We start from the raw sequence: 22,423 nt of genomic DNA, 5'->3' as shown, positions 1-22,423 counted from the left end.
CTCTCGAAGAACCCTCACGGACGGCGGCGGATGTGGCAAAGTTCCGCGCATTCCCGTCGCGCACGGCGACGAAGGGATGGGGGAATGACTGCCTACGGGGGCGGCGGTCTCGGACTAGTACGGGAGCTGGCGGAAGCCTTGGCCAGGTGCGGCAGTCTGCAGGAGAGGGGCTCCAGAGCCCTGTGTCTGCGTCTGATGGCCAAGGAACTCGGCGCTCCTCCCCCGGTCCGGGAACACGACGTGGCGCACTACTTCCTCCTCGAACTCGCCTGGGCCTGCCTGGAGAACCCGCGCACGATGCGCGCCCTCCACGAGGCGCTCACCGCCCTGAACGAGGACGTGGCGGAACTGCGCCGGCTGACGGACGATCTGCTGGCCGACCCGGCGCTCCCGGTCGGCGAGATGATGACGCTCCGCCCGCTGCTGGACGGCTTCGCCCTGCCCAACCTGCCGGACCTGTGCCGCAGGGCGGCCGGCGGACTGCGCCAGGTGCCGCCGTACGACGACGCGTGGAGCGCCTTCGAGGGGCTGAGCCGGCTCAACGCCCGCCCCGACGGACTCCCCACCACGATGGCCTTCGTCGAGTACGTGGCCGCCGAGGCGCCGTACGAGCGGGGCATCGCGCTGCGCGCCTGGAACGACGCGCAGGCCCACGGGCTGTCCCTGCTCACGGAGTTGCGCAGTCTGCGTCAGCAGGTGGCGTACGCGCACAGTCCGGAACCGGGCAACGCCTATCTGGTGGTGCGGCTGTTGCGCCGGGAGGAACCGGGGCGCTACCGGCTCACCTCGTGGCGGCACTACGACCCCGACGAGCCCACGTCGTGGCGGCCCGCGCAGGAGGCGAGCGTCGAGGTGACGCTCGCGGAGGCGGAGCGTGAAGTGGAGCGGCTGGTCTTCGAGGCGGACGAGGACTGGGCCCGGGACGCGGATCGAATTCACGTCGAATTCGCCCTGGGGCAGGAGGACTTGAATCTGCCGGTGCATCGCTTCCGGATCGAGATCGACAGCCCTGAGCCCGCTTCCCTGGGGGTCGGATACTGCGTGGTGGTCCGTTCGCTCACCCGCTGCCGGACGCCTCGCTGGCATCGCGCGTGGAAGCAGCGCTGGACGTCCCTGTCCCGAACTCCCGAGCTGGCGCGGCCCCTTGTCATGGGAGGTCCGGGGCACGACGATCCGCGGTGCGACGATCTCCCTTCGCTGGACGCCCGGTTGAGAGGCGACAGATCCATCGGCTGCCTGCTGCTGTCGGGGCCGCCGGAACCCGCGACGGACAGCGCGCGGGAGGCGCTGATCGCCTTGCGCTGCGGCCTGCCGGCTCTTCTCTGGGACTCGCGTGACGTGACGACACCACGGGGCGTTGTTCAGGCCGACGACCGCATTTACGGCATGCTCCACGACCTTCCAGGGCTGCGCGAGGCCGTGACACAATTGCGAACCGAAGCCCACGGGGGTTCTTTGAACGGCCGCGACAACCATCCGGGTCACCACTTGGTTCTGCTGTTCGACGACCCCACGCGGCCCATCGAGAGCCACCAGCCGTTGGCGGGACCGGACCAGGGGGTGGGCGGTCGATGACCGGCACGGCATCGTTCGACGGGGACGGCACAGCGGCGGCGGAGTCACGTATTCCGCGGCCCTGGTGGATCTACCGGGGCACTGGATTGCCGCTCCACGACTTCGAGTTGTCCGAAAACCTGCCCCCGGCACCGCCCTGGCGGACCTTCGACGGCCGCTCGGCTCGCCTCCCCGGCACGGACTCGGACGCCGACTCAAGCGCGGGCTCGGGCTCGGGCTCGGGCTCGGGCTCGGGCTCGGGCAAGAAGGACACCGGCAAGGCCGCCGCCGCCGTCCCCGTCGAGGCGACCCCGCCTCCGGAGAGCGAGGCGGAGCTGCGGCGCCGGCTCGGCGCGACTCTGGGCGGCATGCCCGCGGACCCCACCGAGGCCGACCTCGTGAACGCCGCCCTGATCCTGCGCCGCCCCCTGCTGGTGACCGGACGCCCCGGCACCGGCAAGTCGACGCTGGCGTACCGGATCAGCAGAGAGCTGCGGCTGGGGCGGGTGCTCCGCTGGCCGATCACGTCCCACACGACCCTCAGGTCCGGTCTGTACCGCTACGACGCCGTGGGCAGGATCCACGCCGCCGCGACCTACGACGCCCCGGCGTCCGGCGACGCACCGCGCCCGATGGCGGACACCCCTGTCTCGAACATCGGCTCGTTCCTCGAACTCGGGCCGCTGGGAACGGCGTTGCTCCCGTACGCGCTGCCCCGCGTCCTGCTGATCGACGAGTTCGACAAGAGCGACATGGATCTGCCGAACGACCTGCTCGACGTCTTCGAGGCCGGTGAGTTCACCGTCCCCGAGTTGGCGCGGATGCGCAGCCATCAGTCGGTGGTGGAGGTCCGGTCGGACGACACCGACCGCACGGTGCTGATCGAGAACGGCCGGGTCCGCTGCCGGGAGTTCCCCCTCGTCGTCATCACCAGCAACGGTGAACGGGACTTCCCGCCCGCCTTCCTGCGCCGCTGTCTGCACCTGCACATGGAGGAACCGGAACCCAAGCGTCTGGCCGACATCGTGGCCGCCCACCTGGGCCCGCAGGACAAGGACCCGCGCGTCGCCGAACTCATCCGCACCTTCGCCGAGCACAGCGCGCAGGAGGAGGGCCTGGCGACCGATCAGCTGCTGAACTCGATCTGGCTGGCCACCTCCGGCGCGTACTCCCGCGGCGCCGACTGGGACACCCTGCTGCGCGCCGTCTGGCACCGCCTAGACGGTGTGAGAGACACGTGACGCGGCACGGCAGCGGCGAACCGGACACCGACGAGCCGCTGGGCATCTCCTGGTCCGAGATCGCCGACGCACTGATCCTCCTGGTCAACGGGGCGGGCACCGACCCCGCAGGGAACCGGACGGGCACCGGCGGCCCGTCGCGACCCGACCCCGACCTGCCCACTCCCCTGCCCACCGACCCCCCGCCCGAGGACGAACACCCGCCGCCGAAGCCCGACCCGGCACACCGGGGCCCGGGCTCCACCGACCTGCCCGGGCGCGCCGGCCAGGGGACGACGGACCACCGGCCCGGGGGTCTGCTCGCCCAGCTCGGCGGCCTCGTGGGACGCCCGCCGGGCTCGGCCGTCGCGGGCGGCGCCCGCTCGGCGCTCGGTTCCGCGACGGCGCACTGGGTGACGTCCGTGCCGAGCCGCAGCCGTGAACTCACGCGCGCGTTACGGCCGTTCAAGCGGCCCACCCTCTCGACGACCGAGGTGGAGCTGGACGAGGAGGCGACGGCGGAGTCGGCCGCGCTCAGCAGCCGCTGGGTGCCCGAGTACCGGCCGTTGCGGGAGCGGTGGATGGACGCCGCGCTGATCGTCGACGTCAGTTCCTCGATGACCGTGTGGCGGCGGCCCGCGGCCGAGTTCGAGGAGGTGCTCCGGCACACCGGGGCCTTCCGCGACATCCGGGTGCACGAGATCGACGGGGACAAGCTCGGCGACACCGACCCGCCATGGCACATCGGCCGGTCGACCCTGCCCGTGCGCCGGCCCGACCTGGGACGTCTGGTGGTCCTCCTGCTGACGGACGGGGTCGGTCCGGGCTGGCGCAGCGGCCGGGCGGCCCGGCTGCTCGGCGAGTGGTCGGGACACGCCTCGGTGGCGGTGGTCCACGTCCTCGCCCAGTCGGCCTGGCACCGCACCGGTCTGCCCGCGCGGCTGGCCCGGGTGCGGGTGCCGGGTCCGGGTGCCCCGAACGCGAGTTGGCAGGTGCGGGGTGCCGCGCCGGAGGACGGCCCCGTGGTCCCCGTACTCGAACTGGCCCCGTCCTGGCTGGCCCGCTGGGCGCAGGTGGCGGCGGGGTTGCGGCCGGGTGCGCAGGAGTTGTGGGTGACCTCGCCGGGGCAGTTCGCCCTCGCCGAGGCATTCCCCGAAGAAGTCGCGGTGCCGGACGCGATGGAGCGGGTGTCCCGCTTCAGGGCCGACGCGAGTCCGGCCGCCTGGGAACTCGCGGCGCGGCTCTCCGCAATTCCGCTGAACATTCCCACGATGGAATTCGCCTTACAGACCGGCGACAGCGGAACAGGCCCCGGAGAACTGGCCGAAGTTCTCCTGAGCGGTCTACTGCGGCAAGTCGGAACAAATCCGTTGAACGAATTGGAAATCGCCTACGAATTCCATGACGGAGTACGCGATCTGATGTTGTCGGCGGCTCCTTCGCGGGACGAGACTCGCTATCTGCTGCGCAGCACTCTCGAACGGCTCGGCCGGAACTGGCAGCCTTTGCTGGAACTCGGAGCGCTGCTCGACGACCCGCATACCCCGGCGACGGAGCTCACGCTGCACGAACGGCTCATTCCGTATGCACACATTCAGGTGAAAGTCGCCCGGGCGCTGAGCGGCCCCTACTTGGCGTCCTCCCGCTCGCTCCGCAGCCGCCTGGAGCAATACGCACCAGCTCACCCACCCCCTGGCACCGGGCAGGAGGGGGCATCAACCACTGCAATTATTCAGGGCCCCGAGGTGATCAGCGTGGCGCAGGCACCGAATCCGAGCCAAGATCCACCCGAGGCCGGAACCACAAACCAACGTAATCCAGAACCAGTTGAATTACCCGAAGAATACTCAGAAGGAGACTCAGTGCAACTCCCCCTCGCCCGGAGCGGGCCCGCCGTGGAGGAGCGCCGGGCCGGAGATCTCGTCCCGGTGTGGAACGTCCAGCCCCGGAACCAGAGTTTCACCGGCCGGGGCAAGGAATTGGACGCCCTCCACCGCAGGCTCACCCTTGAGGGAGCGGCGGCCGTACTGCCCGAGGCACTCCACGGTCTGGGCGGCGTGGGGAAAACCCAGATCGCCGTCGAATACGTGTATCAGCATGCCGATGAATACGACGTGATCTGGTGGATCTCCGCCGAACGTCCCGAGCAGATCCGGGTGTCGCTGACCCAGTTGGGCGGCGCGCTGGGCATCGAGACCGGCGGCGAGCAGGAGATCACCATCGCGGCGGTGCTCAACGCGCTGCGGACCGGCCGCCCGTACCACCGGTGGCTGTTGATCTTCGACAACGCCGAGGACCCGGACGTCGTACGGCAGTTCTTCCCGCTCGGCGGCCCGGGGAAGATCCTGGTGACCTCCCGCAACCCGCAGTGGGGGCGGATCGCGCGGACCGTCGACATCGACGTGTTCACCACCGAGGAGAGCGTCGAACTCCTGGCCCGGCGCGGCCCGGAGCTGCAACCGGAGCAGGCCGCCCGGGTCGCGGTGGCGCTGGGCAATCTGCCGCTGGCTCTCGAACAGGCCGCGGCCTGGCTGTCCGAGACCGGTATGCCGGTCGACGAGTATCTGCAGATCTTCGAGGACGAACGGGCCGATCTGGACTCCCAGCGCAATGAACTGCTGGCCTCCGGAGTCCCCGTGGACTACCCGGAACCGGTCGCCGCCGCCTGGAACATGTCCCTCGGCCGTCTCGCCGAGCGCCATCCAGGGGCCCACCAACTTTTGCAGGCCTGCTCGTTCTTCGCGCCCGAGCCGATCGCCCGCCGTATCTTCACCGGCGTCCGCGGGGTCGAACTCCCCGCGGAACTCACCGAAGTGCTGCGCGACCCGGTCAAACTGGGGCAGGCGATCCGGGAGATCAGCCGGTACTCCCTCATCAAGATCAACCACCGCGACAACACGATCCACATGCACCGTCTGGTCCGTGCCGTCCTGGTCGGCCGGATGTCCCCGCAGGAGCGTGCCGACATGCGGCACGCGGCCCATGTCCTGCTCGCGACCTACGACCCCGGCGACCTGGCCGTGAGCAACTGGCCGCGCTACGCCGAGTTGTTGGTGCACGCCCGGTTCTCGCGCGCGGTGGACTGCGACGACGGCTGGGTGCGCGACATGGTGCGCAACGTCGTCCGCTACCTCCACACCTCGGGCGACCACGTCACCTGCCGGGAGTACGGCCGTGAGGTGGTCGACGCCTGGACCGAACGGCTCGGCGAGTCCGACCTCCAGACGCTCGCCGTGGCCTCCACCCTGGGCCACGCGCTGCGCACCCTGGGCAACTTCAAGGAGGCCTCGGACCTCAACGACAAGAACCTGCGGCTGCTGCGGGCGACCGTCGGCGACGACCACCCCAACACGCTCGGCGCCATCGGCGCGGTGTCGGAGAACGCGCAGATCCGCGGCGACTTCGCGGCCTCCGTGGAACTGGAGGAGGACCGCTGGCGGCGGGCCCGACGGGAGAACGGCGACGGCGACCCGACCACCCTGGCCGCCGCCAACGACTATGCCCTCGCGCTGCGCCTGGTCGGCAAGTTCGACGAGTCGCTGGAGATCGACACCCAGGCACGGGAGTCGGCGGTCAGGTCACTGGGCTACGACGCCCTCCTCACCCTGCTCATCACCACCAACCTCTCCATCGACGTCCGCGAGAGCGGTGACTACCTCGCCAGCAGGCAGATGCAGGAGGAGGCCCTGCAACGCGTACGTCATGTCATCAGGGACCGTACGGCGCCGATCAGTCTGATCGCCGCCCGGACCCTGGCCGTGGCCCGCCGCAAGGCCGGTGACCACGCGGGCGCGCTGGAGCTGAACGAGGAGACGCTCCGGCTCTACCGGAGCAGATTCGGCGAGCGGAACCTCAACGTGGCCGCGACCGTGCTCAACGTCTCCATGGACCTGCGGCAGAACGCCGAGCTGGAACGGGCCCGCACGGTGGGCGCCGAGTGCCTGAAGACGCTCCGGGACGTGCTCGGCCCCCGGCATCCCTACGTCCTCGCCGCCGCCGCCGACCTCGCGGTGACGATGCGGCTGCTGGGCGAGGCGGACCAGGCCCTGACGGCGGACAAGGAGACGTACGCCACCCACGCCGAGGTCCTGGGCGCCCACCACCCGGGCTCGCTCTCCATCGCGATCAACCTGGCGAGCGACCACTACGCGCTCGCGGACTACGCGGAGGCCGCCGAGATCGACGAGCGCACACTGCCGGTCTGCCGGACCCAGCTCGGCGAGAACCACCCGGCGACCCTCGCCTGCACCATGAACCTCTCCCTCGACCTGCGGGCGCTGGGCCGCAGCCAGGAGGGCGAGACCATCCACGCCGACACGCTGCAGCGCTACCGCACCGTGCTGGGCGCCAACCACCCCGCCACGGTGGGTTGCGTACGCGGGATGCGCGCGGACTGCGACGTGGAGGCACACCGCTGAACCGACGCGGCGGGCCCGCCGGGTCCGCCGCGCGTCAGTCGTCCCCTTCGGTCCGGGCGGCCGGTTCCGCGGTCCATTCGGCCACCGCCTCCGGAGTCTGCGGGGTCCCCCGGCGGCGTAGTTCGCGATGGACGGCGGCGACCAGTTCGGGGCGGTGCAGAAGGGCCTCCCGGGCTTGTCCCTCGGGGAGACTGAGGGCGAGTCCGGACCAGGCGGTGGGGTCATCCGGGTGACTGGCCACCTGGCGTCGATAGCCGGCGAGTGCCGTCTCGCGTTCGCCCGCGGCCCAGGCGTAGTCCGTACGGGAGGCACCGGCGCCGGTCAGCGGATCGTCACGCAGGCGGGCGAAGCGCTCCGGGTCACCGAGGCGGACACGGACGAGCCGGGTGCGGATCTCGGCCGCGACGGGACCGGCCTGCGGGCGGGCGTCGGGGGCACGGAACGGGGGCGGTCTGCGGTCGTCGTAGGCGTGTACCCAGGCAGCCAACTCTGCCTCGTTCACATGCAGTTGGGAGAGTCGGTACACCATGCGGTGGTCGTCGCGGGCCTCCTCGACCGCGAGGGCCGTCGCCGCCGGCACCGGTTCCTTCAGGAGTACGGTGAGCGAGCGCTCGACACCGCGCAGACAGTGCTCGCCGAGGTCGGTCAGCGTCCCCTCGGCCCACAACACCCGTAGGCCCGCCTCCACTTGACTCCGCCGCAGCGCGAACTCGAAGTCGGCCTCGGCGCGTTCGGCGTCGCCGATGTCCGGTCCCTCACGCAGGGCCTGCCAGAACGTCGCGACGCCCAGGAACGCGTACACCCCGTGGAGGATTCCGCGCAGGGGTCTGGGGTCCGCCCGCCAGGGCGCGTAGTGGATCTCCTCCAGGCCGCCCCGCAGCAGGGTGACGAGGTCGAGCAGCGCGCTGAGCTTGGCGTGCTGGGCCTCGTGGACGAGGGCGGCGGCCATGTCCACGGGCCGCGCCGGTCTGCTCATCAACGCGCCGCCGTACGACTCGGGGGCGCTGCCGCTGAAGAGTTCCGCCGGGCTGCGGTCGGGCAGCGGGGTGATCGCGAGAAGGCAGTCCGCGATCCCCGCGGGATCGATTCTGCGCTGGCCGCGCACCAACTCCCAGGCGGCCTCGTACCGGCTCTGCCACACGGCGGCCTCGGTCTCGTCCAACCGCTCGACCGGTAAGCGGCGCAGATAGTGCCGCCAGGGGTCGAGGTCCTCCAACAGCGGTGCGCAGGAAGGGAGTTCGGGTGTCGACCGCAGCCGTCTCAGAGCCCACCAGCCGGGGCCGTCCCGGGTGAGGTCGTCGGGTAACGGTACGGTCCCGGAGGCACAGCGCACTCCCGCACCGCGCCGATCCCGGTACGCCTCGGCAGTGGTGGCGGGCTGATCGGGAAGCGGTGCGTAGCCCAGGGACGGCAACAGCACGCCTCCGTCGACGAGTTGGACGACCGCGCGGAAGGCGATCCCGGCCTTCAGGGCCGCCGCGGCGGCGAGGGCGTGCACCTGATCGGCGTCCCGCAGCGCCGTCGACCCGGCCGTGGAACCGACCTCGACGCGCAGCCCGCGCAGTGCCCGGGTCAGCCAACTCCCCACGCTGGGATGGAGAAGGACCGCCTCGACGGCGTCCCGGTCCGCGCTCTCCGCCCGGGCGAGAAGCTCCCAGGCGCGCTGCGCCGGTGGCAGGGCGCTGCCGTGCGGCGCGCGCTCGTCCACGGTCTCGACCAGCGCCCGTAACAGCACCAGCCGCCGGCTGCGCTGCGCGGACCGCAGCACGGCGACGGAGGCCACGGACCCGCCGCCTTGGGCGAGTTCCAGGAACTGATCAGTCGTGAGCCGGTGCCGCGCGGGTCCGTCAACCGACATGGCCCTCCTCATCGACTGCCGACTCCGGACCCGTCATCCGCGCTATGAGCAGCTACCGCCGCTGGAAGCGTTGCCCAGCGTGGGAGGCTCATCGACCAGCGCGAGCAACCGCGCGGCCTCTTCGGCCAGTCCGACGGAGTCGAGAGAACCGAGGTCCGCCACTGGCACGTCCGAGAGATCCACCAATTCGGTCTCGAGATCAAGTGCCGACAGATCCACGGCTCGTCCCCCTCATCGCCGATGACACACGCATCCCCCTTCATGGTTACGCACTCGAAGGGGTTGCGGAAGATGGCTGCCCTCCGAGCGCATGACAAATGGCCAACGCCCGCCACCAGGCATATGCGGCCCCCGGCGCACCCTAGGCCCGGCACCACCGATGCGACTACCATGCGTCACGTGGCGTCACCTGAGACACACGACCATCAACTGACCCTACTTTGTGGGCAGTTGCGGCATCCGCGGTACATGTCCCGGGCGTCGCACCCTGCCCCGGAGAGCTGAGCGGGGCGGCATGCTCACGGGACTCGCCGGCGAGGCAGGGCGGAGACGGGGGCGCGAGCCGGACGGACCGCGGCCCACCGGCACCCGCCCGCCGCCACCCCGGCCGGCGCCGCCGTCACATACCGCGCCACACGTTGTCGTACGCCGCGTCCTCGACACTCTTCCGCTGCCGTACCGCCTCCAGCTCCGTCACCGCGTCATGGACGACGGCCAGGACCGTGTCCAGCGACTCGTCGGTGACCTTCGCGGAGTCCTCGTCCGACACCTCGCCGATCCCGGCGGCCGCGGCGAGCTGGGCGAGGACGGGTTCGCCCTCGGCCCAGCGGTCCGCCGCGCGGCTGCGGGCCGGGGAGTCGACCAGGGCCGTCCTGCCGGTGCGGACGGGCAGCCAGCGGCCACGCTGCCGGGCGACCAGTCCCTCCGCCTCCAGCGCGGCGAGATAGGCGGAGGAGAGGCCACGCCCCCGCCGCCACAGCCAGTCCTCGACCGACTCGTACGGCGACTGCCGCACCAGCGCGGTCGCCGCCTGGTCCAAAAGACCGTCCGGCAGGGTGACTTGGAGTTTCGGCACGATCAAGTCGCCGTCCAGCACGACGACTTCGGCGGCGATCAGGTCGATCACCTCCGCTCCGGCGAGCGCGAGCGAAAGATCACCGGTCTCGACGGGGCGGTCCGGTGCGACATCCAGGGCGACGATCATCAGGTCCCGCGGTGTGCTCATGGATGCCAACCTAGCGCGGCTTATGCGAGGAGGCATCGACACCCAACGTTTACATAATTCCGTCCCGCCGTCAGTGGTGTTTCGGGACTGTGAGCCCCGGATGAATATCGGGGGCTTTTGGACCGCTTGCGCCACTGCGGTCCGAATGCTGTGCCCTCTGAAGGAAATTGGCAGGGTTTTCGGTTGTTTGGGACCTGTTTCCGGCTGGCCGGATCACTCCCCTGCACCAGCTGCTTGCCTTGCCGTTGTTGACCGACGAGTAACCGGGGGGCTAGCTTTTCATCAGCCATCTTGCGCCTCTGCGAATTGAATCGGCGTCCCCTGCCGAAACCCCCCACCGTGCAGTTTCACCGTTTATTCGGAGAATCATGACGTCTGTCGCGCGCGCCGAAGAACTGATCATTGGAATCACTCCGTTCCATGAACCGGATGCCCGACTCGCGGCGGCCGTCAGCCGCGCCGGTGGGCTGGGTGTACTGGACCTGGGGCTGGGCGACCGAAGATCCAGAGAGGCCCTGGCGCGTATCCGGCGCTGGTCTCCCGGCCCGTTCGGGGTACGGATCACGGCCCACTGCCGGATCGGCCCCGCTGACCTCACGGCGGGCGGTGGCGCCGCCCCGCACACCGTGGTCCTCGCCGCGGACGCGCCCTGGCGGATCGACGAGGTCGCCGCGGAGCACCGGGTGCTGGCCGAGGTCACCGACCCGGAGCAGGCGCTCGCGGCGGTCCGCGCCGGTGCGCACGGGCTGATCGCCCGCGGTGCCGAAAGCGGCGGCCCGGTGGGCGAGTTGAGCACCTTCGTGCTGCTTCAGCGGCTGCTCGCCGAGCCCGGTGTGGACGTCCCGGTCTGGGCCTGCGGCGGCATCGGCCCCCGTACGGCCGCCGCTGCCGTGGCCGGTGGCGCGGCCGGGGTCGTCCTGGACAGCCAGCTGGCGCTGCTCGCCGAGTCGGGCCTGCCCGAAGCAGCCGCCGCGGCACTGCGCTCGATGGACGGTTCCGAGACCACGGTGGTGGCCGGTCACCGGGTGCTGTTGCGACGCGGCCCGGACGCCCCTCAGGTGGCCGCCGAGCGGGTGTCCGAGCTGCTCGGCGCCCGCGACCCGCGCACCCAGTTGCTGCCCGTCGGCCAGGACGGTTTCCTCGCCGCGCGCTTCGCGGACCGCTGGGGCGACACAGGTCGCACGGTGCGCGAACTCACCGCCGCCATAAGGGAATCCGTACGGGACGAGCGACCGGCCGACGCCCTGCGCGCCGACTCCCCGATGAGCCGGGCCCTCGGCACTCGACTCCCTGTCGCCCAGGGCCCGATGACCCGTGTCAGCGACCAGGCGGAGTTCGCCGCGGCCGTCGCGGAGGGCGGTGGCCTGCCGTTCGTCGCGCTGGCCCTGTCGAGCGGCGAGCAGTCGCGTGCCGTGCTGGCCGAGACCCGCGCCGCCGTGGGCGACCGGCCCTGGGGTGTCGGGGTGCTCGGCTTCGCGCCGGAGGAGATGCGCAACGCCCAGCTCGAAGCCGTACGGGAGCTGGGGCCGACGCACGCGATCATCGCGGGCGGCCGTCCCTCGCAGGCCGAGGCGCTGGAGCGGGCCGGGATCTCCACCTTCCTGCACGTTCCCTCGCCGGGGCTGCTGCGGCAGTTCCTGGACGCGGGGGTGCGGAGGTTCGTCTTCGAGGGGTCCGAGTGCGGCGGGCATGTCGGGCCGCGCAGCAGCTTCCCGCTGTGGGAGGCCCAACTCGCCGTCCTGGACGACTTCTTGGAAAAGGCCGACCCCGGTACGGCCGAGCACATCGAGGTGTTCTTCGCGGGCGGCGTCCACGACGAGCGCTCGGCGGCGATGGTGGCCGCCCTCGCCGCACCGCTCACCGCACGTGGTGCCGCCGTCGGCGTCCTGATGGGCACCGCCTATCTGTTCACGGAGGAGGCGGTGACGCGCGGCGCGGTCCAGCCCCTGTTCCAGGAGCAGGTCGTCCTGGCGACTCGCACCGCCCTGCTGGAGACCGCGCCGGGCCACGCCACCCGCTGCGTGCCGAGCCCGTTCAGCGACAACTACCTCGACTTCGAAGCCCAGTTGCGCGAGCAGGGCGTACCGGACCGGCAGATCTGGGAGAAGCTGGAGCGGCTCAACGTCGGCCGGCTGCGCATCGCCAGCAAGGGCGTGGAGCGGGACGCCGACGGCGCGCTGACCGCCGTGGACGAGCAACGCCAGCTCGCCGAGGGGATGTTCATGGCCGGCGAGGTCGCCGTGCTGCGTTCGGCGACCACCACGATCGACGCCCTGCACCGCTCGGTGACCGAGGAGGCCGCCGAGTTCCTGGCGGACAGCGCGCGAACCGCCCGCGTCCGCCTGGGACTTGAGGAGAGTGTCGAGCCGGCGGCGCCCGCTCCCCTGGACATCGCTGTCATCGGCATGGCGTGCATGTTCCCGCAGGCCCCCGACCTCCCCACCTTCTGGGCGAACATCCTCGGCGGGCGCGACGCCGTCGACGAGGTCTCGCCCGACCGCTGGGACCCCGCCGTCCACTACTCGGCGGACAAGGGCGGCGCCACCCCGTCGAAGTGGGGCGGCTTCCTGCCCCGCATCCCCTTCGACCCGCTGCGCTACGGCATCCCGCCGACCTCCCTCGGCAGCATCGAACCGGTGCAGTTGCTCGCCCTCGAAGCGGCCCGGCGTTCGCTGGAGGACGCCGGATACGGCGACCGGGGGCGGGAGTTCGACCGTGCGCGCACCTCCGTGGTGTTCGGCGCGGAGGCGGGCAGCGACCTGTCCAACGCGACCACGCTGCGCGCCGTACTGCCCTCCTACTACGGCAAGATCCCGCAGGGCATCGAGGAGCAGCTCCCCACCCTCACCGAGGACTCCTTCCCCGGCATGCTCTCCAATGTCATCTCGGGCCGGATCGCCAACCGGCTCGACCTCGGCGGGGCCAACTTCACGGTCGACGCGGCCTGCGCGTCCTCGCTGGCCGCCGTCGACGTCGCCTGCAAGGAACTCGTGGGCGGCACCAGCGATGTGGTGCTGTGCGGCGGCGCCGACCTCCACAACGGCATCAACGACTACGTCCTCTTCTCCTCCGTGCACGCCCTGTCCCCCACCGGCCGCTCCCGCGCCTTCGACAGCTCTGCGGACGGCATCGCGCTCGGCGAGGGCGTCGCGTGCGTGGTCCTCAAGCGGCTCGCGGACGCGGAGCGGGACGGCGACCGGATCTACGGTGTGATCAAGGGAGTCGGCAGCTCCAGCGACGGCCGCTCACTGGGCCTCACCGCACCCCGGCCCGAGGGTCAACGGGCCGCGCTGGAACGGGCGTACCGCAACGCGGGCGTCTCCCCCGCCGAGGTCGGCCTGGTCGAGGCGCACGGCACCGGGACGGTCGTCGGCGACCGCACCGAACTCTCGATCCTCAGCGAGGTGTTCACCGAGTCCGGGGCGGCGACGGGCAGTTGTGCGCTCGGCTCGGTCAAGTCCCAGATCGGGCACACGAAGTGCGCGGCGGGCCTCGCCGGACTCATCAAGACCGTGCTGTCGCTCTACACCGGCGTCAAGCCGCCCACCCTGCACATGAAGCGGCCCAACTCGGCCTGGCAGGAGGACAACAGCCCGTTCGTCTTCCACGCCCGGCCACGGCCCTGGGCGGCCCCCGCCGAGGAACGCGTCGCGGGCCTCAGCGCGTTCGGCTTCGGCGGCACCAACTTCCATGCGGTGATCGGGGCCTACGGCGAGGCCGTACCGCCCGCTCACGGACTGGACGCGTGGCCCGCCGAGTTGTTCACCTTCCGGGGAGCGGACCGGGCGGCGGCACGGCGGGGCATCGAGGAGATCCTGAAGCTCGCCGAGACGGGTTCCTGGAAGCTGCGCGACCTCGCCCTCAGCGCGTCGCGCCGCGCGGACGCCCGGCACGAGCCGGTGCAAGTGGCCGTCGTGGCACGGGATGTGGAAGAGCTGGCCGGTCAACTGCGGTGGGCACTGGCCGGTGAACACGATCCGGCCAGGGGCGTCCACCTCGCGGAGGCCGGAGCGGACGCGGACGCCGGAACCGGCAAGGTCGCGTTCCTCTTCCCCGGCCAGGGCAGTCAGCGGCCCGGCATGCTCGCCGACGTGTTCATCGCGTTCCCCGAGTTGCAGCACTATCTGCACCTCGGCCGCGACCACGCCGACGCGCTGTACCCGCCCGCCGCCTTCGACGACGCCGCCCGCGACCGCCAGCAGGCGGGTCTCACCGACACCCGGGTCGCGCAGCCCGCGCTGGGCATCGCCGGGCTGGCCGCGCACGCCCTGCTCACCGAGGCGGGCGTACGGCCCGACATGGCGGCCGGGCACAGCTACGGCGAGTTGGTCGCCCTGTGCGCGGCGGGCGCGATCGCGCCGGAGGCGCTGCTGGAGCTGAGCGCCGAACGCGCGGCGGCGATCCTCGAAGCCACGGGCGCGGACGACCCGGGCACCATGGCCGCGGTCGCGGCCGGTGCCGAGGACGTCGAGCAGGCCCTGAAGGCGGCGGACGCCCCCGGCTCCGTCGTCGTCGCCAACCACAACTCGCCCCGCCAGACGGTGATTTCGGGCCCCACCGAGGCCGTCGGCACCGCCGTACGACTGCTGCGCGAGGCCGGGCTCGGCGCCAAGCGCATCCCCGTCGCCTGCGCCTTCCACAGCCCGCTGGTGGCGGCGGCGGGCGAGCGGTTCGCGCGGGCCCTCGCCCAACGGCCGGTGCTCACTCCCGAGTTCCCGGTGTGGTCCAACCGCACGGCGGCCCCGTACGGCGAGGGCGCCGACGCGGTCCGGGCCGAACTCGCCGCGCAGATAGGCTCCCCGGTCGGTTTCGTCGCGCAGATCGAGGCGATGTACGAGGCGGGGGCGCGGGTCTTCGTCGAGGCCGGGCCCGGGTCCGTGCTGACCCGGCTGGTGGACCAGATCCTCGGCGACCGCCCGCACCGCACGGTCGCGTGCGAGCCACGGCAGGACAGCGGGCTGCGCGGCTGGCTCGACGCGCTGGCCCAACTGGCCGTCGCGGGGCTGCCGGTGCGGACCGGATGGCTGTTCAACGGGCGCGACGCCGTCGACGCGGCCCGGACTCCTGTGCCCTCGCGACCCGGCTGGACGGTCGACGGACAACTCGTCCGTACCGCCGCCGGAGCACTTCTGCCCGGTGCCCTCGCACCGGCCCGACGCGTTGTGGAGACGACTGTGACGACAAACCCCGCCGACGGAACGGCCGGTGCCCCCGTCGAGGCGAACAGGGACGCGCTCATCTCCGAATTCCTGCGCACCAGCCGGGAGATGGTGGCCGCGCAACGGGATGTGCTGCTGACGTACTTCGGCGCGGTACAGGCCACGGTGCCGCAGGGAACCTGGGTGCCCGCACCCGTGCCCGCCGTGGTCGAGGCGCTCCCGCAGCTCGCCGCCCTGCCGGCCGCCGAGGCGCCGGTACCCCAACAGCCCATCGCACAGCCGGAGTCGGCCCCCGAGGCCGTCACCGAGGCCGATGTGCTCCGGGTCGTCCTGGAGATCATCAGCGAACGCACCGGCTATCCCGTCGACATGATCGAGCCCGATCTCGACCTGGAGGCGGACCTCAGCATCGACTCCATCAAGCGTGCCGAGATCGCCGGTGAACTGGCCCAACGTCTGGGTATCGGCGGGGGTATGGACGTCGCCTCGCTCGACGACTCCGAGCTGGAGGATCTGGCGAAGGCCCGCACGGCGGCCTCCGTCACGGGCTGGCTGTCGGCACGACTGACCGAGCCCGCCGCCCCGGCGGCCGACACGTCCCCGCGTGACGAGGTCACCGGCTCCGCGCCCAAGCGCCTCCAACTGCGACCGGTACTGCTGCCGCACCAGGACAGCGACAACCCGACGGACCCGACGTCCGTACTGAGCGGCCGACGGTTCGTCGTCCACGGCGACGGTGACGGCCCGGAGGTGGTCGCGGCGCGGCTCTCCTCGTACGGCGCCGACACGGTGATCGTCGCTCCCGGGCACCAACTCACCGACGCCGACGGCCAGGTGGACGCCGTCCTGTATCTCGCACCGCTCACCGCGTCGGCGCCGGTGCTGCCCGACGCGTTCCCCGTGTTCCAGGCGGCACTGCGGCGCGGCCCGCGCCAACTCCTCGCGGTACAGGGGGCGGACGGCGGATCGGCGGGGCTGCACGGACTGTTCCGTACGGTGGCCCGGGAGTATCCGGACACCGTCGCCCGGGTCGTCGAGCTCGCGGACACCGCGCCGGCCGCCGTCGCCGACGCGCTGATCGCCGAACTGCTCGCCCCCGGCGCGGAGCCGGTGGTGCTGCGAACCGCCGTCGGACGGCACGGACTTGAGCTGGTCGAGACGCCGCTCGGCGCGCTCGCGACCAATGGCGCCGGACCGGCCGGTGACGGCGTCGCCGAAGCAGCCGCGATCGGGCTGGACCGCGACTCGGTGGTACTGCTGGTGGGCGGTGCGCGGGGCATCACCGCGAAGTTCGCCGTCGCACTCGCCGCCGCCTCCCGGTGCCGTATCGAACTCCTGGGCAGGACCGCCGCACCGGCGGGACCCGAGGACCCGGTGACGGCGGGCGCCCGCACCCCGGCCGAACTGCGCGCCGCCCTCGCCCGGCAGGGCGGTGGGCTCACCCCCGCCGAGATCAACCGCACCGCCGAACTCCTGCTCGCCCAGCGGGAGATCACCGCGACCCTGGACGAACTGACGGCGCTCGGCAGCCGGGCCCGCTACCACTCCGTCGACTTCCGCGAACCGGACGCCGCACTCCAGGCGGTCAAGGAGATCCACGCCGAACACGGCCGCCTCGACGGTGTCGTCTACGCGGCCGGCGTCATCGAGGACCGGCTGATCGCCGAGAAGACCACCGAGTCCTTCGAGCGGGTCTACGGCACGAAGACCCACGGCGCCGAGACCCTGCTGTCGGCGCTGGAGCAACTGCCCAACGGCCCTGCCTTCGCTGTGCTGTTCGGCTCCATCTCCGCCGTGCTCGGCAACCGTGGACAGGTCGACTACGCCGCCGCCAACGACGCCCTGCAGAGCCTGGGCACCGCCTGGGCCGCCCGCACCGGGCACCGCGCGCTGACCGTGCACTGGGGCCCATGGGCGCCCACCGGCGGTCACCACGGCATGGTCACCCCGGAGTTGGGACGCGAGTACGCCCGGCGCGGCATCTCGCTGATCGACCCCGAGGAGGGCACCTCGGCCCTGCTGCGCGAACTCGCCTTCGGCGACGAGTCGGCCGGAGCCGTCGTCTACACCGCCTCGGGCTGGTGACATGAGGGACCGTCAAGTGCCGGTCGCCATCGTGGGAATGTCGGTGCTGTTGCCGGGCGCCGCCGACCTCGACGCGTACTGGCGGAATCTGCTGGGCGGCACCGACGCCATCAGCGAGGTACCGGACGGGCGTTGGGACGCGGACTACTACCGCCCGGACTCGGCGAGCGGTCCGGCCGTGGCCGACCAGGTGTACTGCCGGCGCGGCGGGTTCGTGGACGGGCTGGCCGAGGTCGAGGTCACCCGGTTCGGCATCATGCCGAACTCGGTGCCCGGCACCGAACCCGACCAGCTCATCGCCCTCCATGTGGCCGCCGCCGCCCTCGCCGACGCGGGCGGCGAGTCCCGCCTGCCCGACCGGCGGCGGGTCGGTGTCGTGCTCGGCCGGGGCGGCTATCTCACCCCCGGCCTGGTCCGCCTCGACCAGCGGGTCCGCACGGCGGGCCAACTCGTCCGCACACTGGGCGAGTTGCTGCCCGACCTGGACCCCGGCCAACTCGACCGGATCCGTACGGCGTTCACCGAGCGGCTCGGTCCCGACAGTCCCGAGTCGGTCATCGGGCTGGTGCCCAACCTCGCGGCGTCCCGGGTCGCCAACCGCCTGGACCTGCGCGGCCCGGCGTACACGGTGGACGCGGCCTGCGCGTCCTCGTTGATAGCCGTGGACCAGGCGGTCACCGAACTCGCCGCCGGGCGCTGCGACCTGATGCTCGCGGGAGGCGTCCACCACTGCCACGACATCACGTTGTGGAGCGTGTTCTCCCAACTGCGCGCGCTCTCCCCGAGCCAGCGCATCCGCCCCTTCCACCGCGACGCCGACGGCATCCTGATCGGCGAGGGCACGGGAGTGGTCGTCCTCAAGCGTCTCGCCGACGCCGAACGCGACGGCGACCGGATCTACGCCGTCATCCGTGGCACCGGTGTGTCCAGCGACGGCCGCACCGCAAGTCTCGTCAACCCCGACTCGGCCGGCCAGACCCATGCCGTACGACAGGCCTGGGCGGCGGCGGGGCTCGACCCGACGCGCCCCGATTCGATCGGTCTGCTGGAGGCGCACGGCACGGCGACGCCCGCCGGTGATTCGGCCGAACTGGCCACGCTGGCCGAGGTGTTCGGGGACACCGGCACCTCGCACGGCCGTGCGGTCATCGGCTCGGTGAAGTCGATGATCGGGCACACCATGCCGGCCGCCGGGGTCGCCGGTCTGGTCAAGGCCGCCCTCGCCGTCCATCACGGCATGCTGCTGCCGACCCTGCACTGCGACGACCCGCACCCGGCACTCGCGGCGACCCGGTTCCGTCCGCTGGAGAAGGCGGCGCCCTGGGAGACGACGTCCGAGCAGCCGGTACGGCGGGCCGCGGTCAACGCGTTCGGGTTCGGCGGCATCAACGCGCATGTGGTGCTGGAGGAGGCGCCGGGGGTGCGCGCGGCACGTCCGGCGGCGGTGGTCGGCGGCGCACCGGAACGCCCGACTGCCGTCGTCGGCGCAGCCTCCGCGGCCGTGCCGGGCCGCACCACCGCCCCCGCGCACACAGCCTCGGTGGACGAACCGGAACCCGTACTGCTCCTCGCCGCCGACAGCCCGCAGGCCCTGGCCGCACTGCTGGACGCCGACGACTCCGCCGTACTGGCCGCGGCGGCGGCACGGACCGGTCCCCCGTCCGGCCGCTCTCGGCTCGGCATCGTCGCCCCGGACGCCAAGCGGCTCGCGCTCGCTCGCCGGGCGATCGCCAAGGGGCGGGCGTGGCAGGGCCGTAGCGATGTGTGGTTCACGCCGAGCCCGCTGCTCGGGGCCGGCGGGGGCAAACTGGCGTTCGTTTTCCCGGGTCTGGAGGGCGACTTCACGCCCCGGGTCGGGGATGTCGCCGCGCACTTCGGACTGCGCGAGAACAAGTCCTCGACTCCCGCCCAGGTAGGGGACGTCGGCCGTCACGGCTTCGATGTCGTCGGCGTCGGGCGGCTGTTGGACGCGGCGCTGCGGCGGATGGGTGTCGTCCCGGACGCGGTCGCCGGGCACAGCGTCGGTGAGTGGACCGCGATGACGGCCGCCGGGGTGTACTCGCCGGACGAGGTCAGCGACTTCATGGAGGCGTTCGACCCCGACTCGGTGACGGTGCCTGGCCTGGCCTTCGGCGCGATCGGAGCCCCGGCCGAGCATGTGCTGTCGGCGCTCGCCGACGAGTGGACCGGCGCCGGGATCGTCCTCTCCCACGACAACGCGCCGGGCCAGTCGATGGTGTGCGGCCCCGCCGAGGCCGTGGACGGGTTCGTGCGGTCCTTCCGCGCGCAGGGCGTCCTGAGCCAGGTGCTGCCGTTCCAATCCGGCTTCCACACACCGATGTTGAAGCCCTACCTCGCCCCGATCGAGGAGGCTACGAACCGCTTCCGCCTCCATCCGCCGACGGTCCCCCTGTGGTCGGGGACCACCGCCTCGCCGTATCCCACTGATGAGTCGGCGGTCCGCGCGCTGTTCATCCGGCACCTGCTGGAGCCCGTCCGTTTCCGGCAGCTCGTCGAGGCCATGTACAGCGCGGGGCATCGCGCGTTCGTCCAGGTCGGCACGGGCCAACTCGGTTCCCTGATCGACGCCACGCTCAGCGGACGCGATCACCTGGTCGTGGCCGCCAACTCGCCCCACCGCTCCGGACTGGCTCAACTCCGGCGCGTGGCCGTGGCGTTGTGGGCGGCGGGCGGAACGGCGGACCCCACGGCGCTGGCCGCGCAGCGACCGGCCGTACGACGGGAACGGCCCCCGGTACGGCTCGACATGGACGGCGCACTCGTGTCGCTCGATGCCCCGAGCCTGGTGAAACTGCGGGCGGAACTGCGCACGCCCGTCGCGAGCACCACGGCATCCCCCCTGGCCGCGCTCACCGACCGCTTCCCGGCCGCGGCCGAACTGCACGCCCTCATGCGCGACACCGCGGACACGGCCGCCCAACTCATCGGCGCGGGCGGCGGTATTCGTACCGCACGCATCGCGGCCGTCCCCGCGCCCCGGGTGTCCGCCCCCGTTCCACCACCCCAACTCCCCGCCCCCGCAAGGCAATGGGAGACCACCGTCCATGTCTCCCCCGAGTCCATGCCCTACCTCATGGACCACTGCTTCTTCCCGCAGCGCCCCGACTGGCCGGACGTGGCGGACCGTTGGCCGGTGGTCCCCGCGACCACGATCGTCCAGCACATCATCGAGGCGGCGGAGCGGGCCGCCCCCGGCAGACGCGCGGTCGCCGTGCACGACGCGCGGTTCGACCGGTGGCTGACGGCGACACCCTCGGCCGACGTACCGGTGCGGGTGGTCACGGAGTCCCCCGACCGGCTCGCGGTCTCCTTCGGCCCGCACGCCCGTGGCGTGGTCGAGCTGGCCCCCGCCCACGCCCCGTCACCCCCACCGCGCCCCCGCCCGGACCCCGGCACCGAACGCGTCCCCGACCACACCGCGGCCCATCTCTACGACGAGCGCTGGATGTTCCACGGTCCGGCGTTCCAGGGCGTCACCGAACTCACCGCGATCGGCGACCGCCACGTACGCGGCACGATCACCACACCCCCCGCCCCGGGCGCCCTGCTCGACAACGTCGGCCAGATCCTCGGCTACTGGATCATGGCGACCCGTACCGAACGCACGGTCGTCTTCCCGGTCGGCATGCGCGAGATGCGTTTCCACGGCCCCCATCCGCGCCCCGGCACGGACGTCGAGTGCCTGGTGCGGATCACCTCGCTCACCGACACCGCGCTGGAGGCCGACGTACAGCTCACGGTCGACGGCGAGGTGTGGGCGGAGCTGACCGGCTGGCAGGACCGGCGGTTCGACAACGACCCGCAGACCAGACCGGTCGAGCGTTTCCCCGAGCACAACACCCTCTCCGAGGCCCGCCCCGGTGGCCGGACCCTGCTGAACGAGCGCTGGCCCGACCTCGCCTCGCGTGATTTGATCATGCGCAACTCCCTGAGCAGCGTGGAGCGTTCGCAGTACGCGGAGCATCCGCCGCGCGGGCGCCGACAGTGGCTGCTGGGCCGGATCGCGGTGAAGGACGCGGTACGGCAGTGGCTGTGGGGCCAGGGCGAGGGGCCCGTCTTTCCGGCGGAGATCCGGGTCCACAACGACGAGTCGGGCCGCCCGTACGTGACCGGTCTGCACGGCCGGACCCTGCCCCCGCTGGATGTCTCGCTGGCTCATCGCGCCGAGGCGGCGGTCGCGATCGTCCGGCCGCACTCCCCCGGTCCCGGCCCCGGGATCGACATCGAGGAGGTCGTGGACCGCCCCCCGGCCACCCTCACCACCGCGCTCGGCGAGGAGGAACTCGCCCTTCTGCGCGCCCAGTTGGCGACCACCGGGGAGTCCGAGGCGCTGTGGTTCGCCCGCTTCTGGGCGGCGAAGGAGGCGGTCGCCAAAGCGGAGGGCACCGGCTTCCGGGGACGGCCGCGCGACTTCACTGTCTTCCAAGTGGTCTCCGGATCACGGCTGTTGGTGTCGGGACGCCTGGAACGCGCCTACACCGTGCACTGCGAGCCGGCCGGCAATCCCCCCAATCTGCCGGACAGGACCTACGTCGTGGCCTGGACGACGGGACCCGCGCACGAAGAGGAGTACGACCGATGACCCCCACCACCGAGGACACCGTCCTCGCCGAGCTCACCGGCATGCTGACCACGCTCCTGGAGGACGAGTACGGCGTCGACGACGTCGAGATCACCATGACGACGACCTTCAACCGCGATCTGGAACTGGAGAGCATCGACCTGGTGACCCTGGCCGGGCTGCTCCAGGAGCACTACGGCACGAAGGTCAACTTCGCCGAGTTCCTGGCCGGGATGGAGTTCGACGAGATCATCGAACTCACCGTCGGCCGGCTCGTCGAGTATGTCGTGCAGAGCCTCAAGGCAGCCGGGGCGGGCTGAGC

At 72.0% G+C, this 22,423-nt stretch carries 9 protein-coding genes; 6 read left to right on the top strand and 3 right to left on the bottom strand.

Annotated features, from left to right (window positions below):
• The first annotated feature begins 30 nt into the window (after positions 1-30).
• Genes ACIRRY_RS44375 through fxsT form a run of 3 tightly spaced genes read left to right on the top strand, consistent with a single transcriptional unit; the run spans position 31 to position 7,192 of the window.
• On the top strand, positions 31-1,575 hold the full coding sequence (locus ACIRRY_RS44375) for a hypothetical protein (RefSeq protein WP_403984758.1): 1,545 nt from the start codon (positions 31-33) through the stop codon (positions 1,573-1,575).
• Positions 1,572-2,795, top strand: a complete 1,224-nt coding sequence (locus ACIRRY_RS44370; RefSeq protein ID WP_403984756.1) for an AAA family ATPase — start codon at positions 1,572-1,574, stop codon at positions 2,793-2,795. Before ACIRRY_RS44375 ends, ACIRRY_RS44370 begins: the two co-directional genes overlap by 4 nt.
• On the top strand, positions 2,792-7,192 hold the full coding sequence (fxsT, locus tag ACIRRY_RS44365; protein WP_403984754.1) for an FxSxx-COOH system tetratricopeptide repeat protein: 4,401 nt from the start codon (positions 2,792-2,794) through the stop codon (positions 7,190-7,192). Before ACIRRY_RS44370 ends, fxsT begins: the two co-directional genes overlap by 4 nt.
• Before the next feature lie 34 nt (positions 7,193-7,226).
• On the opposite strand, the gene ACIRRY_RS44360 is transcribed toward fxsT, so the two are convergent.
• The 3 genes from ACIRRY_RS44360 to ACIRRY_RS44350 form a co-directional block, all read right to left on the bottom strand.
• Entirely contained in the window at positions 7,227-9,050 is a 1,824-nt protein-coding gene (locus ACIRRY_RS44360) for an HEXXH motif domain-containing protein (protein WP_403984752.1), read from the bottom strand.
• 42 nt (positions 9,051-9,092) lie between these two features.
• The gene (locus ACIRRY_RS44355; RefSeq protein ID WP_403984750.1) at positions 9,093-9,269 is read right to left on the bottom strand and encodes a hypothetical protein; all 177 of its coding nucleotides are present in this window, start codon (positions 9,267-9,269) and stop codon (positions 9,093-9,095) included.
• Positions 9,270-9,669: 400 nt separating this feature from the next.
• Positions 9,670-10,275, bottom strand: coding sequence for a GPP34 family phosphoprotein (locus ACIRRY_RS44350; protein ID WP_403984748.1), 606 nt, complete (start codon positions 10,273-10,275; stop codon positions 9,670-9,672).
• 368 nt (positions 10,276-10,643) lie between these two features.
• On the opposite strand from ACIRRY_RS44350, the gene ACIRRY_RS44345 reads away from it, so the two are divergent.
• The 3 genes from ACIRRY_RS44345 to ACIRRY_RS44335 are packed head-to-tail and all read left to right on the top strand — an operon-like array spanning position 10,644 to position 22,421.
• Positions 10,644-17,519, top strand: a complete 6,876-nt coding sequence (locus ACIRRY_RS44345; protein ID WP_403984746.1) for an SDR family NAD(P)-dependent oxidoreductase — start codon at positions 10,644-10,646, stop codon at positions 17,517-17,519.
• A 1-nt stretch (position 17,520) separates the two neighbouring features.
• Complete coding sequence (locus tag ACIRRY_RS44340) at positions 17,521-22,122, top strand: beta-ketoacyl synthase N-terminal-like domain-containing protein (RefSeq protein ID WP_403984744.1); 4,602 nt, start codon at positions 17,521-17,523, stop codon at positions 22,120-22,122.
• Positions 22,119-22,421, top strand: a complete 303-nt coding sequence (locus ACIRRY_RS44335) for an acyl carrier protein (RefSeq protein ID WP_403984742.1) — start codon at positions 22,119-22,121, stop codon at positions 22,419-22,421. Before ACIRRY_RS44340 ends, ACIRRY_RS44335 begins: the two co-directional genes overlap by 4 nt.
• Positions 22,422-22,423 lie beyond the last annotated feature (2 nt).

Origin of the sequence: Streptomyces sp. NPDC101776, from assembly GCF_044766845.1 — a bacterium.
Lineage (GTDB): Bacteria > Actinomycetota > Actinomycetes > Streptomycetales > Streptomycetaceae > Streptomyces.
This window is presented reverse-complemented; position numbering and strand designations above follow the sequence as displayed.

What these genes read in the sequence shown, in the direction of transcription:
- ACIRRY_RS44375 (WP_403984758.1), top strand. Translation starts at nt 31, where the DNA reads ATGTGGCAAAGTTCCGCGCATTCCCGTCGCGCACGGCGACGAAGGGAT.
- ACIRRY_RS44370 (WP_403984756.1), top strand. Translation starts at nt 1,572, where the DNA reads ATGACCGGCACGGCATCGTTCGACGGGGACGGCACAGCGGCGGCGGAG.
- ACIRRY_RS44360 (WP_403984752.1), bottom strand. Translation starts at nt 9,050, where the DNA reads ATGTCGGTTGACGGACCCGCGCGGCACCGGCTCACGACTGATCAGTTC.
- ACIRRY_RS44350 (WP_403984748.1), bottom strand. Translation starts at nt 10,275, where the DNA reads ATGAGCACACCGCGGGACCTGATGATCGTCGCCCTGGATGTCGCACCG.
- ACIRRY_RS44345 (WP_403984746.1), top strand. Translation starts at nt 10,644, where the DNA reads ATGACGTCTGTCGCGCGCGCCGAAGAACTGATCATTGGAATCACTCCG.
- ACIRRY_RS44340 (WP_403984744.1), top strand. Translation starts at nt 17,521, where the DNA reads ATGAGGGACCGTCAAGTGCCGGTCGCCATCGTGGGAATGTCGGTGCTG.
- ACIRRY_RS44335 (WP_403984742.1), top strand. Translation starts at nt 22,119, where the DNA reads ATGACCCCCACCACCGAGGACACCGTCCTCGCCGAGCTCACCGGCATG.